The 16,158-nt window shown below is 40.6% G+C and carries 13 protein-coding genes; 7 read left to right on the forward strand and 6 right to left on the reverse strand.

Annotated features, from left to right (window positions below; genetic code table 11):
- The first annotated feature begins 173 nt into the window (after positions 1-173).
- Positions 174-851 carry a cob(I)yrinic acid a,c-diamide adenosyltransferase gene (gene cobO, locus UYK_RS0118990; protein ID WP_009454041.1) on the forward strand — a complete coding sequence of 226 codons (678 nt, stop codon included), beginning with the start codon at positions 174-176 and terminating at the stop codon, positions 849-851.
- A gap of 191 nt (positions 852-1,042) precedes the next feature.
- On the forward strand, positions 1,043-1,771 hold the full coding sequence (locus tag UYK_RS0118995; protein WP_016871964.1) for a hypothetical protein: 729 nt from the start codon (positions 1,043-1,045) through the stop codon (positions 1,769-1,771).
- Positions 1,772-1,953: 182 nt separating this feature from the next.
- Here the strand turns inward: UYK_RS0118995 and UYK_RS0119000 are convergent, their stop codons facing one another.
- Positions 1,954-3,093, reverse strand: coding sequence for a quinone-dependent dihydroorotate dehydrogenase (locus UYK_RS0119000; protein WP_009454045.1), 1,140 nt, complete (start codon positions 3,091-3,093; stop codon positions 1,954-1,956).
- 97 nt (positions 3,094-3,190) lie between these two features.
- Between UYK_RS0119000 and UYK_RS0119005 the strand changes: the two genes are divergently transcribed.
- The 3 genes from UYK_RS0119005 (at position 3,191) to UYK_RS0119010 (ending at position 7,587) form a co-directional block, all read left to right on the forward strand.
- Positions 3,191-6,016, forward strand: coding sequence for a sensor histidine kinase (locus UYK_RS0119005; protein WP_009454047.1), 2,826 nt, complete (start codon positions 3,191-3,193; stop codon positions 6,014-6,016).
- Positions 6,017-6,420: 404 nt separating this feature from the next.
- Positions 6,421-6,591, forward strand: coding sequence for a DUF2256 domain-containing protein (locus UYK_RS25265; protein ID WP_009454048.1), 171 nt, complete (start codon positions 6,421-6,423; stop codon positions 6,589-6,591).
- Between the two features lie 36 nt (positions 6,592-6,627).
- Positions 6,628-7,587, forward strand: a complete 960-nt coding sequence (locus UYK_RS0119010; RefSeq protein ID WP_009454049.1) for an isoaspartyl peptidase/L-asparaginase — start codon at positions 6,628-6,630, stop codon at positions 7,585-7,587.
- Between the two features lie 79 nt (positions 7,588-7,666).
- Here the strand turns inward: UYK_RS0119010 and glmU are convergent, their stop codons facing one another.
- The 3 genes from glmU to UYK_RS0119025 all read right to left on the reverse strand — a co-directional run bounded on the left by glmU (position 7,667) and on the right by UYK_RS0119025 (position 12,179).
- Positions 7,667-9,025 carry a bifunctional UDP-N-acetylglucosamine diphosphorylase/glucosamine-1-phosphate N-acetyltransferase GlmU gene (gene glmU / locus UYK_RS0119015; RefSeq protein ID WP_009454050.1) on the reverse strand — a complete coding sequence of 453 codons (1,359 nt, stop codon included), beginning with the start codon at positions 9,023-9,025 and terminating at the stop codon, positions 7,667-7,669.
- Between the two features lie 185 nt (positions 9,026-9,210).
- Positions 9,211-10,440: a response regulator gene (locus tag UYK_RS0119020; protein WP_009454052.1), complete on the reverse strand. Its 1,230-nt coding sequence runs from the start codon at positions 10,438-10,440 to the stop codon at positions 9,211-9,213.
- A gap of 812 nt (positions 10,441-11,252) precedes the next feature.
- Positions 11,253-12,179, reverse strand: coding sequence for a tRNA (5-methylaminomethyl-2-thiouridine)(34)-methyltransferase MnmD (locus UYK_RS0119025; protein ID WP_009454054.1), 927 nt, complete (start codon positions 12,177-12,179; stop codon positions 11,253-11,255).
- 115 nt (positions 12,180-12,294) lie between these two features.
- Here UYK_RS0119025 and UYK_RS0119030 point away from each other — a divergent pair, with 115 nt between their 5' ends.
- Complete coding sequence (locus UYK_RS0119030; RefSeq protein ID WP_009454056.1) at positions 12,295-13,113, forward strand: sulfurtransferase; 819 nt, start codon at positions 12,295-12,297, stop codon at positions 13,111-13,113.
- A 68-nt stretch (positions 13,114-13,181) separates the two neighbouring features.
- Here UYK_RS0119030 and UYK_RS27380 read toward each other — a convergent pair whose 3' ends face one another.
- Together UYK_RS27380 and UYK_RS27385 are read right to left on the reverse strand one after the other, a co-directional pair.
- A complete protein-coding gene (locus UYK_RS27380) occupies positions 13,182-14,111 on the reverse strand; it encodes a porin family protein (RefSeq protein ID WP_016871966.1) in 930 nt (309 codons plus the stop codon).
- An 88-nt stretch (positions 14,112-14,199) separates the two neighbouring features.
- Positions 14,200-14,616 carry a hypothetical protein gene (locus UYK_RS27385; RefSeq protein ID WP_016871967.1) on the reverse strand — a complete coding sequence of 139 codons (417 nt, stop codon included), beginning with the start codon at positions 14,614-14,616 and terminating at the stop codon, positions 14,200-14,202.
- Between the two features lie 484 nt (positions 14,617-15,100).
- On the opposite strand from UYK_RS27385, the gene UYK_RS24380 reads away from it, so the two are divergent.
- On the forward strand, positions 15,101-16,158 hold a 1,058-nt coding region (locus UYK_RS24380; RefSeq protein ID WP_016871968.1), incomplete at its 3' end, for a FecR family protein.

Here is a 16,158-nt window from a genome sequence, read left to right on the forward strand (position 1 = left end):
TTCATCGGTGTTCGCCTTCCCAAAAAATATCAGACTCAGCAGATAACTTGCAACCACAAAAAAATCAATGAATATCGAACACAGATGAACACAGATGAACACAGATAAATCAAAACCTTAATCTACATCAGAACTTAACATTAACCTATATATTACTTCCCAAAAAATCATAGATGAATACCGACAAATCTGCTGACCTTAACCCAGACACAGAAGCCGATCGCTTAATGGAGGAAGCGTCATCTTCAACCCTGACAGATGAACAATATCGCCAAAAAATGCGGCGACGCAAGCAAGTACAAGATCAACGCATAGCGCAAGCAATACCTGAAAAAGGATTAATCATAGTTCATACTGGCAATGGCAAAGGAAAAACGACTGCGGCTTTAGGAATGATATTACGATCGCTCGGTCATGGGTATAAAGTGGCGATCGTCCAATTTATCAAAGGTGCTTGGGAACCTTCAGAAAAAAAAGTTTTCAGTCTTTGGGCAGATCAGTTAGAATTTCACGCCATGGGCGAAGGCTTTACCTGGGAAACCCAAGACCGCGATCGCGACCTGGAAAAAGCACAAGCCGCTTGGCAAAAAGGATTGGAATACATCCGCAACCCAGACTTTAAGCTAGTGTTATTAGATGAAATAAATATTGCCATTAAGCTCGGATATTTGCGTGTAGAGGAAATTGTGCTGGGGTTGGAGCAAAAACCAGCTGATAATCACGTGATTCTCACAGGTAGAGGCGCACCTCCAGCCTTGATTGAATGTGCTGATTTAGTCACAGAAATGACATTGGTGAAACATCCTTTCCGTGACCAAGGTGTAAAAGCTCAACCAGGAATTGAATTTTAAGTTTGGTTGTTGATGGTTAGTAGTTAGTGGTTAGTAGTTGTTTACTACTCCTCATACCCCTCACACCTCCCTCGTGGAAAATTCAGTTTTGCCAGGAAAATTTTTGGCAAAAATACAAAAACTACAAATTTTTGTCCAGATTTTTGCCAAGATAATATTATTTCTCTAATAGTCATTTGGCAAAAATGGGCATGAGTGAAAACAAAATACAAGACTATGGCAGAGGATACCTAGTTCTGCTTTTGCCGATATCGTTTTTAATTATTTTCTTAGTCGCAACCTGGCGACTTTGGTTGGCGTTAATTTTCGTAGGTTTGGCTTTCAATATTTGGCAGCGCTATCAATGGCAAAGATGGTGTTTGCAAGTTAACCCACTGTTCAACCAGTTGATTCGGGAAAATCAGGGCAAAATTACGCCAATGGATTTGGCAATTAAGGGGAATTTTTCTGGAGAAGCGGCAAAACGCTACCTGGATGGAAAATTAGCAGAATTTGCCGGCAGTATTGTTAACTCAGAAGACGGTGGTAAGGTGTATTACTTTATCACTGCCAGTACTCTCGGCAGTATTTTTGATAGTAGCGAACCAGTGAAAGAACTTCCTCATCAAAGATCTAACAAAATGATGGAAAATTTGCTGGCGCCACCAACTCAAGTACAGCAAGAAGAACCAAAAACGGAAACTCTGTCACATACCCATCAGGAAGAAGTCAAAAAGCCGCTAGAACAACAACTAGTTTTTGGTTCACTAATTCAGTCAGAACTAGCGAAACGTCTCAATGTGTATTCTAGTACTGTATACAAAAGAAGAGACGATCCAGAATTTCCTGAGTGGAGTCGTAGCAAAGATCCAGATGGCATAGCCTGGAGATACTCACCAAAAACTAAGGAGTTTTTTCCTATAGAAGAAGAAAAGAGTTGAAGGATGTAGACGCCCTTTGAGCAGCTTCCCCCAGGGTAGGATGAAGGACGAAATCAGTTAACAACTACCACTGATAACATAATTGACCCACTTTGTACTTTTTACCGATACTTCTTTGATGGTACAAGCCCCCAGAAAAATTTGTGGAGTCAATCCAAAATCCAAAATCTAAAATCTAAAATCTAAAATCGAATGACTTCCAAACCCACTGCTTGGGAGATGGAATTTAATCCTGTTTGTTCTAACTTAGCAAGCAGCCCTTCGAGAATACCGCGTATCATCAATGGGCCAGAATAAATCCAGCCTGTATAGACTTGGACAAGACAAGCACCAGCAGTAATTTTCTCCCAGGCGTCTTCCGGGGTAAAAATACCACCAACGCCGATTATTGGTATTTTCCCTTGGGTTTGCTGCCAAATAAACCGAATTATCTCTGTAGCGCGATCGCGCACTGGCATACCACTAATTCCACCCGCTTCTTCTTGTGGTGATTTGCCTGTTTTGGCAATCACCTGTGTTTTTAATCCATCACGACGAATGGTGGTATTGGTGGCAATAATTCCCGCCAATTGATAGGTTTGAGCCAGGGAAATAATGTCAGCGATCGCTTCCCATTCTAAATCCGGCGCTATCTTGACAAAAATAGGTTTTTGTGATTTATTTTCTGTTTTTAATGCTGCCAAGATCGAACTCAGCATGGTTGCATCTTGGAGCGATCGCAAACCAGGTGTATTGGGAGAGGAAACATTTACTACAAAGTAATCTCCCAATTCTTTAAGTAAGCGAAAACTATTAAGATAATCTTCAGCAGCAGCTTCTAATGGTGTTACCTTAGATTTGCCTAAATTTATACCAATAGGTATGGCAGGAGGAAACTGTTGTTTACATGCTGCCAACCGCGCCGCCATTGCAGCAGCACCACTATTATTAAAGCCCATACGATTGAGAGCTGCTTTGTCTAAAGGCAAGCGAAATAAGCGGGGACGGGGATTACCAGGTTGGGCAACAAAAGTTACAGTTCCTACTTCTGCAAAACCAAAACCGAAATTCGACCAAATACTAGTAGCAACCCCATCTTTATCAAATCCAGCCGCCAAGCCTACGGGGTTGGGGAAGTGTAGCCCAAACAGCGTTTGTTCTAAACGTTTATCCGTAACAGACAAAGAATTTTGTAACCGTTTGGCAATCCAGCTAGCAGGAGGGCGATGGTTATTGTTTGCTAGCCAACTGAGACTACGAATAGTTGAATAGTGCAACCACTCTGGATCTGCATCGAGCAGATCAAAGAAAAACGGACGAATTAAAGCTTGATAAATATCCAAATTTGCTTGATTTTAACTATGGTTGTTTTTTGTTTGTTGTTTAGAAGTTGGATCTGGGCATCTTATATATTAGCAAGCAACGTTTAACGGTAATCAGATGAGGCAGCAACAAAAACTTACAGCCGCCGAACAAAAAATCATCTCCTTGGGACGAGTTCTGCAAAGTCTCAGGGAAGAAGATCATGTTGATGCTCTGATTGCAACCACAATTTCTTATCTGCAAGAGCAGTTTGAATATAGCCTGATTTGGATTGCTCTTTATGATCGCCTCAATCATATTTTGTTTGGGCAAGGTGGCGTTATCCCTAGCGGTAACACCAGTTATTTACAACAAAGAGTAGTTCTTAATCCTGGAGATTTGTTAGAGCAAGTAGTAATTGAACAGCGCCCCTTGGGTGTAGCTGATTTACGGGCAGAAATTCGGATTGAGGCATGGCAACAGTTAGCACAACAATTCAACATCCAGGGAACAATAGTTGTTCCTATTTGTTATAAAAACCGCTGTTTGGGTTTAGTTTTACTCGGTTCTGAACGCTGGGGTTACTTATTGGGTGGAGAAGCCAGAGCCAGGTTAATGATGGTTGTAGGCGAATTAGGGGCTGCACTTTATGAAAGAGAAATGGATTTGCAGCACAAGCAAACTAAGCGCCTCGACGAGCCATTACTACGGTTACTAAATAATTTACAAACTCTCAATCATCTAGAACAAAGATTAGAAGCAGTCCTAGAAACAACCCAAGAATTTATTCTACCTACCCGTACAAATATTTACTGGTTTGACAGGGAAGGCTATTACTTTTGGCGACGATTAAGTAACAAAAAAAACCATCAGGAAACAACAGCAAAAATTACCGTACACGAACTGAGTGATTTTTATATTGCTTTGTCAGTCAATGAAATTGTCTGGATTGGCGAAGGACGCAGTTCTTTAAAAAGTAATTTCACAGTGAAGTTGCTGCAACGTTTTGGAGTACGCAGTTTGTTAGCCGCTCCAATTATCTGGCAAAAGGACTTACTAGGTTTTTTGACAGTAGAAAGCACTGAAGCACGTATCTGGACAGAGGCAGAAAAAAACTTTACTAAAACTGCTGCTAGTTTAATTTCTCTTGTTGCGCCTCTAGAAGATACGGAAAGCACTATCAAAGAAATCCAAAATGATGCCTACTTAACTAGTCAAATTGCTCGAGGTATTTACAGTGATTATGATATTCAACAAATTTTAGACCTCTATGCCACAAAAGTTTTACAGCGCTTGCTAGCAACTCGGTTTTTGTTACTGCATTACGATCCTGAACAAAATAATTATCAAATTTTTTATCAAAATCAACTACATCATCTTCGTCCTTTGATGTATTCTTTAGAAGCTCTCAAAGATGTAGATTGGCAGCTTTTATTACGTTCTACAGAAGCGGTAGCAATTGAGAATTTGGAGATAGATTTACGATTTTTTAATTGGCATCCTCATTTATTAGAAAATGGCGTGCGATCGCTTATAGTTTGTAACTGCGCTTTTGGTCAAGAACCGAAAGTACTGTTAGCTTTAGCCACAGAAACCCATCGTAGTTGGACATCAGTAGAAAAAGAATTAGTCCAGGTTGTGGCTCAACAAATTGGTATCACTATCCGCCAATGGCAATTGCATCGCCAAACTCAGCAACAGCAGAAAATTTTGCAAAGTTTTCAGCAATGTCTTCGTATTCTAGAGCAATCCCAAGATTCTCCAAAACAACCCATCCAGCACCTAGAACGCACCGCCTTAGAACAAATCGCTGCTATTCTCAATTGTTCACTGACGATATTGTTATCTTGGCAACCGGGAGAAAATGTGGCAAAAATCATACCTGGAATTATTGCCAATTCTGAATTTGAGATTGTCACTGATACGCTAATCCCACTTCAAAGTGAAGCTTTAATTCAATGGGCGTTACTCACTGATGAATTATTACCCATAACAGCTAATGACTTACCTCCGGCAACTAAAAAATGGTTGACTGGTGCTGGCGTTGGTCAAATTTTAGTGATGGCATTACGTACAACTGCTGATTATCAACCTACAGGTGTGGTGGTCATAGCTGATCATTGGCAACGTCGATGGTCCGAAGATAGTTTGTTAACCACAGAAACTCTAGTTTGTCAACTAGCTTGGTCACGACGATGGCTGCAAATTACCCAAATGTTAGAATCTCGGACAGAAGAACTTAGACAACTCAATTGGTATAAACATCGCCGTTTAGAAGATATCCAAAGAACCGTGACGCAGTTACTTGTGCAAATGGATGATTTGGGTATTCCTACTAACGAACTAACTCACATGCGCTACCAGCAGCTGCTACGGCAATTAGATAACACCACAGCTTCTATGACAGCCTTATTAAAACTGGAACTATGGCAGTTGCAGATGAGTTGGGAAACCGTACCCATCGCTAGTTTGCTCAAGCGATCGCTCGAACGGGTCGATAACTTACTTAAACAACAAAGACTGTGGGTGGGTGTGCATGGTTTGGGACAACAGGAAGGTGAAGAATCATCCAAAAATTATTCGCTTCTGCCTCACTCTTCGTTAGCGATCGCTGGTGACATAGTAAAAATAGAATTGATTCTGCATGAGTTATTGGTTTGTGCCTGTCAGCGTTCCACAACTGGTGGCAGAATAGACATTTGGTGTCGTCGCTTAGATGAACAATTCCTAGAAGTATCGATTACAGATAATGGCGACATTGAATCACAATTACTGACAGAACTCCATCAAGATACACCAAAAGATATACTTGCTCCCTCCCGGCTTGAGCAATTACCCGGTTTACATTTATTTATCTGCCAAAAACTCATGCTCCAACTTGGTGGAGAATTGCATTTCTATCAATTGCCAGACGGTCGCATCGTTAGTCGCTTACTGTTACCGCTAGCCCGCAGTAGGGCATAGGGGAAGGAAGACACGGGAGACAAGGGAGAATTTTTTCCCAATTCCCTATCCCCAATCCATTCTTATGTATATATGTATACAGAAACAAGGCCGAATAATTCCTTATATTTGGTTGTTCAAAATCGGGGTTTTAAATTTTTAATTACTGATACCGAGTTGCATTCATAGATATACCCCACCCCGCCTTTGGCACCCCTCTCCGAGCTCGCGGAGAGAGGATGGGGTGAGGTTTTTAAACACAACTTGGTATGAACAAAGGGCTTTATCTGAATATTTCAGAATTGATGAATTTGCAATTCCCAATTCCGCATTCAGAATTCTAAAAGTCATCTACGTTTGTAACAAACAGCTATAATTGATTTCCATCTCAAGTGGAATCAATCTTTAATCTGCACAGTAGAAATATGGCACGTAGCCGTTCTAAATCTGACTTGCCTACAAAAATTTGTCCGGTATGTCAGCGTCCGTTTTCTTGGCGCAAAAAATGGGCAGATTGTTGGGATGAAGTGAAATACTGTTCGGAACGCTGCCGTCGTCGTCGTTCTACGGCTCAAGATGAAAACGATAAATCGTAAGACTTTTTAGGCTCAAACTACACACATCAAGAGGAGATGAAAATACAGGTGCAACCTAAGTTAATTATTCATGGGGGGGCTGGTAGTTCTTTACATGGAAAAGGTGGAGTAGAGGCAGTGCGGCATTCGCTTTATAAAGTAATAGAAGAAGTGTATTCTCTTTTACTTTCCGGTGCCACTGCTAGAGATGCTGTAGTGCGCGGGTGTCAAATGTTAGAAGATGACCCCCGCTTTAATGCGGGTACTGGTTCTGTGCTGCAATCAGATGGTCAAATCCGTATGAGCGCAGCTTTGATGGATGGCACAACCCAAAGCTTTAGCGGTGTAATCAATGTTTCGCGGGTGAAAAATCCCATCGATTTGGCAAAAGCTTTGCAAAGTTCTCCAGACCGGGTACTGTCTGATTATGGTGCGGCTGAGTTGGCGCGAGAATTACAAATTCCCAGCTACAATGCTTTAACTGATTTGCGCTTACAAGAGTGGATTCAAGAACGCCAGCAAAACTTTAAAAGAACAATGGCTGGGGTGGTAGCAGAGCCAGAACTAGTGGAAACTAGTAGCGCTCGTCGTGGTACAATTGGAGTTGTAGCTTTAGATACTAAAGGTCAGATAGCAGTGGGTACTTCTACTGGCGGCAAGGGTTTTGAAAGGATTGGGCGTGTCAGTGATTCTGCAATGCCTGCTGGTAATTATGCTAATAAACATGCAGCAGTTAGTTGTACTGGTATTGGAGAACACATAATTGATGAATGCCTAGCAGCAAAAATTGTGGTACGTGTCACGGATGGAATGTCTCTCAAAGAAGCCATGAAGCGATCATTTGCAGAGGCGCATGAGAACAAGCGGGATTTTGGAGCGATCGCACTTGATGCTAATGGTGCGATCGCCTGGGGAAAAACTAGCCAAGCCTTACTCGCTGCTTTTCACGACGGTGAAAAAATAGGTGACACACTAGAACTTCCTGAAGGTACAGAAGTTGGCTGCATTGAGAATTAGGGATTGGGAATCAGGGATTGCGCATTGGGAGATAAAAAAGAGGCGGAAGAAAGTCCTCCTTGTCCGCCAAGTCGTCTCTCTATTCCCCGGTCCCTTTCTGTTGCCACTCTGGTTTCACAACTTGACGCTGGCGCGCAATTACTAAGCAACCATCAGGGACATCTTCTGTAATTGTGGAGCCAGCTGCTACATAGACATCATTTCCCAAAGTAATGGGGGCAACTAAAACGCTGTTAGAGCCAGTTTTGGTGCGATCGCCAATTTTAGTTTGGTGTTTTTTTACACCATCGTAATTGGCAGTAATAGTACCTGCACCAATATTAACTTGCTTTCCGGTAGTGCTATCACCTAAGTAAGAGAGGTGGGCAACATTAGTGTGTTCACCCAACTTAGTATTTTTCAATTCCACAAAATTTCCTACCCGACATTTACTACCAACTTCTGTGTGTCCACGTAAATGGGCATAAGGGCCTATGCGACTACCTACTTGGACAATGCTATCTGTCACTACTGAATACATGACAGTAACATTTTCACCAATCTGACTATTTTCAATTAAACTTCCAGGTCCGATGCGGCTGCCCGTCTTAATTACCGTATTCCCACGTAAATGGGTTTGTGGTTCAATAATTACATCTGGTTGTAACTCTACAGTATCATCAATTGTAGTGCTAGCAGGGTCAATGATAGTAACACCTGCGACCATCCATTTTTCCTTGATGCGCCTTTGCAAAATTTCGTAAGCAGAAGCTAGCTGTAGGCGATCGTTGATACCCAAAATTTCTTGATAATCTTCTACATTTACTGCCATTACAGGGGAAACTTGGGTAACAGCATCAGTAAGATAATATTCTCTTTGGGCATTATTTGCTTGTAAGTGCGGCAATACTTTCGCCAACTCCTGCCAACGAAAGCAATACACCCCTGCATTAATACAGCAATTTTGTCTCTGGGCAGGAGTACAATCTTTTTCTTCTACGATTTGCTGTACAATACTGTGAGCGTCACAAAAAACGCGTCCATAGCCTTTGGGATTGCTGAGATACGCAGTCAAAATAGTAGCCGCATTTTGTTTTTCTTGATGTATTTGCAAGAGATTTTGCAGAGTTTCAGTGCGTAATAAAGGTACATCACCGTTAAGTATCAATAGATCGCCACTGTATCCCTCTAAGTAAGGAAGCAATTGCTGAATAGCATGACCTGTTCCTAACTGCACACTCTGTTCTACAAACTCTAAATCAGGAATTGCAAGTATGGCTGCTTTCACTTCTTCAGCCTGATACCCCACAATTACCATCTGTCGTGAAGGCGAAAGTGGTTGGACAGTTTCAATGACTCTCTCAACAAGTGACTTACCACCCAAAGAATGCAGAACTTTGGGAAGGTTGGATTTCATCCGTGTCCCACGTCCTGCCGCTAAAATTGCTACAACTACCATAATTAGCTATCAGCCAAGTGAATTGCGTTGATTAAGCTTGGTACTTTAAGATTCAGGCTCAAATCATACCACTTTATAAGTTAGTGGTTGGTGGTTGGTAGTTGTTAGTTGGTGGTTTTTAGGAATTTTTTATTGCTTAGAATTAGTTGGTTATTAGTGATTGTCCAATCAACAAACAACAACTACTACTGTTGTTTAGAATTACGAATAAATTCTTCAAACTGCTGCATTAGTTGGGGATTACGCCAACCCTTGGCTGTTTCTTCTTGCATGACAGCGAGTGCTTCTTCTGGAGAAAAGGCTAGCTTGTAAGGTCGTTCGCTGGTTAGGGCATCATAAATATCAATAATTTGAAAGACCTGTGCTAGGTAGGGAATATTTTCTCCTATGAGTCCATCAGGATAACCTGATCCATCCCAACGCTCATGGTGGTGGCGAATAATGGGAATCACACCCTGCATACTGCGTAATGGTTGGCAGATTTTTTCACCAATCAAAACATGCTGCCTCATAATATTCCATTCTTCGGGGGTAAGTTTTCCCTTTTTGAGTAAGACAGAGTCAGGAATACCTACCTTGCCAATATCGTGAAGATAACCACCCCACATTAAATCCCGAATTTGATTCCGTGAAAGATTTAAGTACTCACCAAATGCCTTTCCCAGTTTTGCTAGCCGTTCACAATGGTCACCAGTATTTGGATCGCGGCTTTCAATTGACCTAGCTATAGAAAATAAAACTTGTTCAGCATGGTCTAAATCTTCATTTAAACGCTTTTGTCTCACCAAAGATTTGACACGTGCTGCCAATTCTACACGGTCAAAAGGCTTACTTAAAAAATCATCTGCGCCGACTTCTATACCTCGAATCCGCGATCGCCGATCATTTAAAGCTGTGACAAAAATTATTGGTATGAGTCTTGTATGCTCATCCTGCTTGAGCAACTGACATACTTCAAACCCATCTAAACCGGGCATCATCACATCTAGCAAAATTAAATCCGGTTGCTTTTGGGTTACTAATTCAATGGCGGTAGAACCACTATCTGCTTCAATTACTTCATAGCCTTCCATTGCCAATAGGGCAACAGCTGTCATGCGGCTAGCTGCGTGGTCATCTACAATTAGGATTTTTGGCGCATCCGAATCAAAACCATTCACTTTAGATCCTTTGCCTGGTTGTATCTTGGCTTCCAGAGCTTCGTCACCAAAGTTAACACAAGGATTGCTCCTACAGGACAAAGTTCCTGTATGTTTAAAGTTGAGGTCTTGCTGAGGTAATTCTAATGAATTATTTTCTGCATTTGATAATGCTAAAGCATAGTTAGCATCTATCTTACTAAAATTGTTTAAGTGGTTTAAATTACCTAAATTTTCTTCGGTAGAGCCCCCAACCTTTGATGTCAATTGAATCACAAAGGCACTCCAATTTTTAATGGTCAATTAACAAAATTAGTCTTCCAAACTAGTTTAGTACTTAAGTGTATTTAATTCTGTATTTTTCCATGCTTAATTCACCTGAGCAAGCATTTTGCCTATAATCATCGATAGTATGATCTTTTGATTTTTAGCCTATTTCAGAACAATCAAATATCGCCGCCAATATTTACTGTCTGTAATTCCAGTATGGTCAATTCGTGCAAATGTTAAATCAGGTTTTTTACGGAGATTCCTTAACATAGCCAGGATTGAGAATTTCAATTTGGTTAAACTTCATTTTCTTGCTATTTGCTCTCTTAATTACTGTTGATATTGATAATTTATGACAGCTATGCAAGTCGATGGAAATTATCAAACTACAGTTAGCACTATCTAGCAGTGACAAATTACTTAGATTGTCAGTGATTTAAGTCACACAAGTCGCTAATAATTATTAAATTTTTATCAAAAATAAATGTGAGGCTTATTAACTTAAGTAAAACGGTGCAAAGAACCGCAGACGCACAATGGCTTCAAGGGAGAGTAGTATGTAACGGAAAATAAAGTTGTTCAGAAAGCTCTTCCCTTCAGCATAGCTGCCTCCTGCCTTTTTATAACGACAATTTTCAACACCGACCTACTTACAACTCGACCAAATTGGTGTCTTAGTGTCTTCGTGGTGAAAAAGATCTGCACTGAAATTACCAAGACACTGAGACACTAAGAGTACAAGCACTAACTACATTGCCCATGAACCTGTCAAAATCTTGATGGTAAACTACTACCAAATTTTCATACAGTCTAAAATCTCAAAATGAATGACTCTCTCTATGCCAGCGTTTTCGCCAACGAGATGTTGGTTCCAGGGACGAAGCTTGTTGTTCTAGTTGTCGCCGTTTCAGTATGGCTTCGGCAGAGTCTTTTAACTGTGGATCACGATAAGGAATAGCAGCACGAGTCAGTAAATGTTCTTTTTCTGCTTGGGAGAGAGAAAACGTACGCAAAGACGCACTCTCTGTGTCTGTTACTTTTCTTGTCGCTGTTTTCTCTTTATAAGCTGCAACAGTACCAGGCGATCGCCTACCTACTGGAGGGGTAGAACCTATTTGTAATCCAGCTGTTAAAAGTGCTGTGCGTACAGCAGCAGCACAAGAATATGTGGCTAAAATGCCATCGTTTTGTAAACACAGAGTCAGTTGTTGAATAAATTCAACAGTCCATAATTGTGGGCATTGAGGTGGTGAAAAAGGATCAAGAAAAATTGCATCAGCTTGAAAACCTAATCCGTAAACTTCCTGAACTGTGGTTCTGGCATCACCGATGAGTAGCGTGGCTTGTAGACGGTTGGTTCGTACTTTTTGCTCATAAGCTAACTGAGATAGTATATTAGTATACTCATAGTCCCAATTCTCAAATAGGCGATGAGCGATCGCACTTTGAGGTACGGCAGTATTTATTTCTAAACCAATTACTTCCACATAACAATTAGGATTAACAGACCAAATTGTCTGCAAAGCAGCAGCGGTGTTGTACCCTAATCCATAACAAACATCCAACAACCGCAACATCGGTTTATACTTAGCTTTTAATGCCAGTTGCGTGGGTTCAACAAACTTAAGAAAACTCTCTTGCCTGGCCCCATAATGGCTATGAAAAGCCTCACCAAACTCTTGGGAAAAGAAGGTAAAAGAACCATCTGCCGTCAGTTCGGGTGTAAAATTATCTGACTCTGACATAATTTTAGTTAGTAGTTGGTTGTTGTTTTTTAGTAGTTAGTGGTTAGTGGTTAGTAGTTTTTGAATACTTACTCCTCACACCCCTCATACCCCACCCCCAACTCCCCAACCCCCAATGTTCAACATCATCGTCTCTTGTGAATGGTTACTAGAACATCTTGAAGATCCACAAGTCGTAATAGTGGATTGTCGCTTTTCTCTTGCTGAACCACAACTGGGAAGACAGCAGTATCAAACCAGCCACATCAAAGGTGCTTACTACCTAGACCTCAATCAGGATCTTTCTAGTCCTGTTGCAGAATATGGAGGAAGACATCCTTTACCTCATCCTGATGAATTAGCTCACAAATTATCAACTATCGGAGTAAAATCCCAAAAGACTTTAGTTGTAGCTTACGATGATTCCCGCCTTGCTTTTGCGTCTCGATTGTGGTGGTTGTTGCGTTATCTTGGTCACGAACCAGTGGCGGTGCTAAATGGTGGTTTTAGTGAATGGCAAAAAGCTGGTTACCCTGTCACAGATACTATCCCTCAACCTGAGCAAAAAGGTAATTTTACTTACGCAATACAAACACAAATGGTAGCGGATCGTCAAATGGTAATTAGTCGTAAAGACTTGCCTGGAGTCGTTTTAGTAGATTCCCGAGAAAGCGATCGCTACCTTGGTATTCGCGAACCTATCGATAAAATTGCTGGTCATATTCCTGGCGCAGTCAACTATCCTTGGCAAGAAGTCACCGACACTAGAGGTTATGTACTTCCGCCATCAGAACAACGTCACCGTTGGTCACAATTAGAGCAAGCGGAAGAAATTATAGTTTATTGCGGTTCTGGCGTCACTGCTTGTGTAAATTTACTTTCTTTAGAATTAGCAGGGATTCCCACAGGTAAACTTTACGCAGGTAGCTGGAGTGATTGGATTAGTTATTATTAGTGGTTGGTGGTTGTGGGTTGATAGTTGTTTGGAACCAACAAAAAACAACTGTCAACAACCAACTTTTTTTAGAATCGACCCAATTCTAAGTTATAGTTAATACCAAAAAACCAACCGTCAAAATCTACATTATTCTCTGTAGAGTCGCCTAATGTGACACCAGCTTGCACACTAATATTACTATTTTTAGATATTCCATAATTTAAGTGACCAAAGAATCGATTATATAAGTCTTCGCGATCGCGTTCTGTGAAATTGGACAAACTAAATTGATAATCAACACCAGCCTGGAGAGACCTTTGCAGATAATAACTAAGAGAAAGCCAAAAGAAATTAATAATTCTGTTACGATCTTCTGGTGGGTCAGTCAGGCTCAGGCGAAATTCGTAAAAGCTATCTAGTGCTAGCTTTTGTGATAATCTGTCTCGCCGTCCCAAAGCTAGCCGCACCACATTCTCACCCAAAAAGCGATCGCCAGCATCAAAGGTATTACTATCTCTGGCATAAAAAATCTGTTGATTACTCCAACCAATTTCACCGTACATTCGTGGTGTAAATCGCTGCTGAAGATTAAGATTGAATCTCACCTGATTATAGTTATATTCTGATTGATCTAAGTAACGAATTAAGTAACCATCAATAGACCCATTGATAAAAGTTTTCTCTCCCACAGGGAAAGATACAGACCCTAGCGTTAGTCCAGAATATATCAAGCTATCTTCAATAGGAACAATTCCCGATGAAAAAATGTTACTACTATAAAAGTAGCCCACACGAGCCAGTAAATAGCCTACAGGTTTAAACTGATTGGCAGGCTGTTCTGTCGGTGGAAGTTGTGGTTCTTCTGGGGTCGGTGTTACTTCTCGTAGTCTCAGTTTTCCCAGTTCTTGATCAACAATATAACCAAAATTTGATTCTGATGATAGTACATTGTTTCGTTGCAGACGTTGTATTAATCTTTGCAGTCTTTTCTCTCTTTCTACCTCTGGTGCTTCCAAACCCTGACCTGTTGTTGTAGAGGAGGGTGTGGAAGTATATGTTGGCTGTGTTTCTAGTTGCGGTAGTTCATTAGACTGCTCTATTTGCTCAGGAGCATTTTTTTAGTGTAGACTCTGGTTGTACAAAAGGTAATTTTTGTGTAGTCTGAGAGTATAATTTAGTTGGTTCACCTGTAGAAAAGATAGTATAAGTCGAAAATACAGGAACATTTTCTCCTCTTTCAGGGACTACATCATTGAATGTGGCATCTACCCTATTTATCAAATTTAAAGACCACGCAAAGGGTGATTTTGAATTTACACTCTCTGGTTGTGGCTGCTGATATGGTTGATTGTGAGTCTGCTCAACCGGCAAAGATAGCGTTTTTTCTCCTAGTTTGTCTCTAAAATTGCTAAAGTCTGAATTTGCAGTCTCTACAGCATCAACACTGAGAGAATACCAGTTGACACCACTAGAGACCAACAAAAACTTGACCAAAAACTTTTTCCAGATATTGAGTTGCATACTAAATCTGTTTCTAAAAATTAGACCTATAAACTTATTTAGAAGTTCCCGCCTTATATTTCGTCAAAGAATATTGACAGGGAGTAAAAGTTAAAGGTTCAGAAGAAAAGGTTTAATTCTTAAGATGAAAACTATCTCACAACCAACCTCTGTTAATTGTTAATTGATGAAATCCTATGATTTTTTGTATTATGACAACTTCCGTTATTGTAAATGATTATTATACTTAATCTATATTCTCTAAGAATTTTAGAATCAAGCCCCCAGTGGTATTAGCAAGAAAAACCTTTTTATAATAACTAAATAGTTTAGTAGTAGTCAATTCGCATCTTTGTTATATGTTAAACTTTAAATGTTTTTAAACAAAAGTTATAGGAAAATCTTGCTATAAGAGAATAATTAACAAGCGCAAAAGCAAAGTTTTAATATGAAAACCTAATTTGACACTGCTTTGACATTAGTGAAATTACCCGAGGCTCCAAAAATGTTTCGTAAATTAATCCCATTCTTGGTGGTTAGCTGCTTAGGAACTGCGGTGTTGCCTTTGCCAGAACAACAGGCAACAGCTGCCACACCTTTAACTAGGGCTGTGATCCAAAATCTCCGTAATTTGGTTCAACTTATACCCCACAATCAACCTAAGCGTAGGGCACGCAAGTCAGATGCCATAATCCCAGGGGATGGGTTATCTACTGGTAGAGCCTCCCTAGCAGAACTGCGTTTTAATGATGGTTCTTTAGCACGAGTTGGGGAACAAGCAATATTTAGATTTTTACCGAAGACACGAAATTTTCGCTTGTCGAACGGTACTGTTTTGCTATTGATTCCACCTGGACAGGGACAAACACGGGTAAACACACCAAATGCAGCAGCAGCAATTCGTGGTTCAGCATTATTTGTCCGCTACGACCAGAAAAAAGATACCACAGTTGTAGGGGCACTTACAAATAGTGGGATTGAAGTTTTCAATAAAGATGCTTCCCAGAGGCGGGAACTAAAAGCAGGACAAATGCTTGTTGTGGTTAAAGGTCAATTTCAAGGGTTATATGATTTTGACCTGAGAACTTTTTATGAAACTAGCGATATAGTGCGGGGCTTGGATTTACCTAAACAAGAACAACCTAGTTCAGACCCGGCGATCGCAAAAGTTCAAGCTGAAACTGCCGAAGCTCTAACTTCTCAACAACCAATCACTGGTCAACAAGTTATCGAAAATCCATCTTTTGTAAAACTAAGCCCCAGTGGCTCAGATTCTTCTAACAACCCCAACAGCGATCCGAAACCCTCTACAAATTCCTCTCAAACAACAGGACAAAACGGAACAAACACAGCACCACAAAAAAATAATACCAACCAAGAAAGTAATACACAGCCAACCAATAACACTACTAACTCTCAAAGTAACTCCAATAATCAAAATACATCGACACAGACAAATACAAACGAGCAAAAAAAAGTAGACACTCCACCACCGCTTCCTGATTCCACTACACCAAACACAACGGACAAACCGAAATCACAAACCCCACCACCTCCATCTGA

It is taken from the genome of Fischerella thermalis PCC 7521 (assembly GCF_000317225.1).
GTDB classification, from domain to species: domain Bacteria; phylum Cyanobacteriota; class Cyanobacteriia; order Cyanobacteriales; family Nostocaceae; genus Fischerella; species Fischerella thermalis.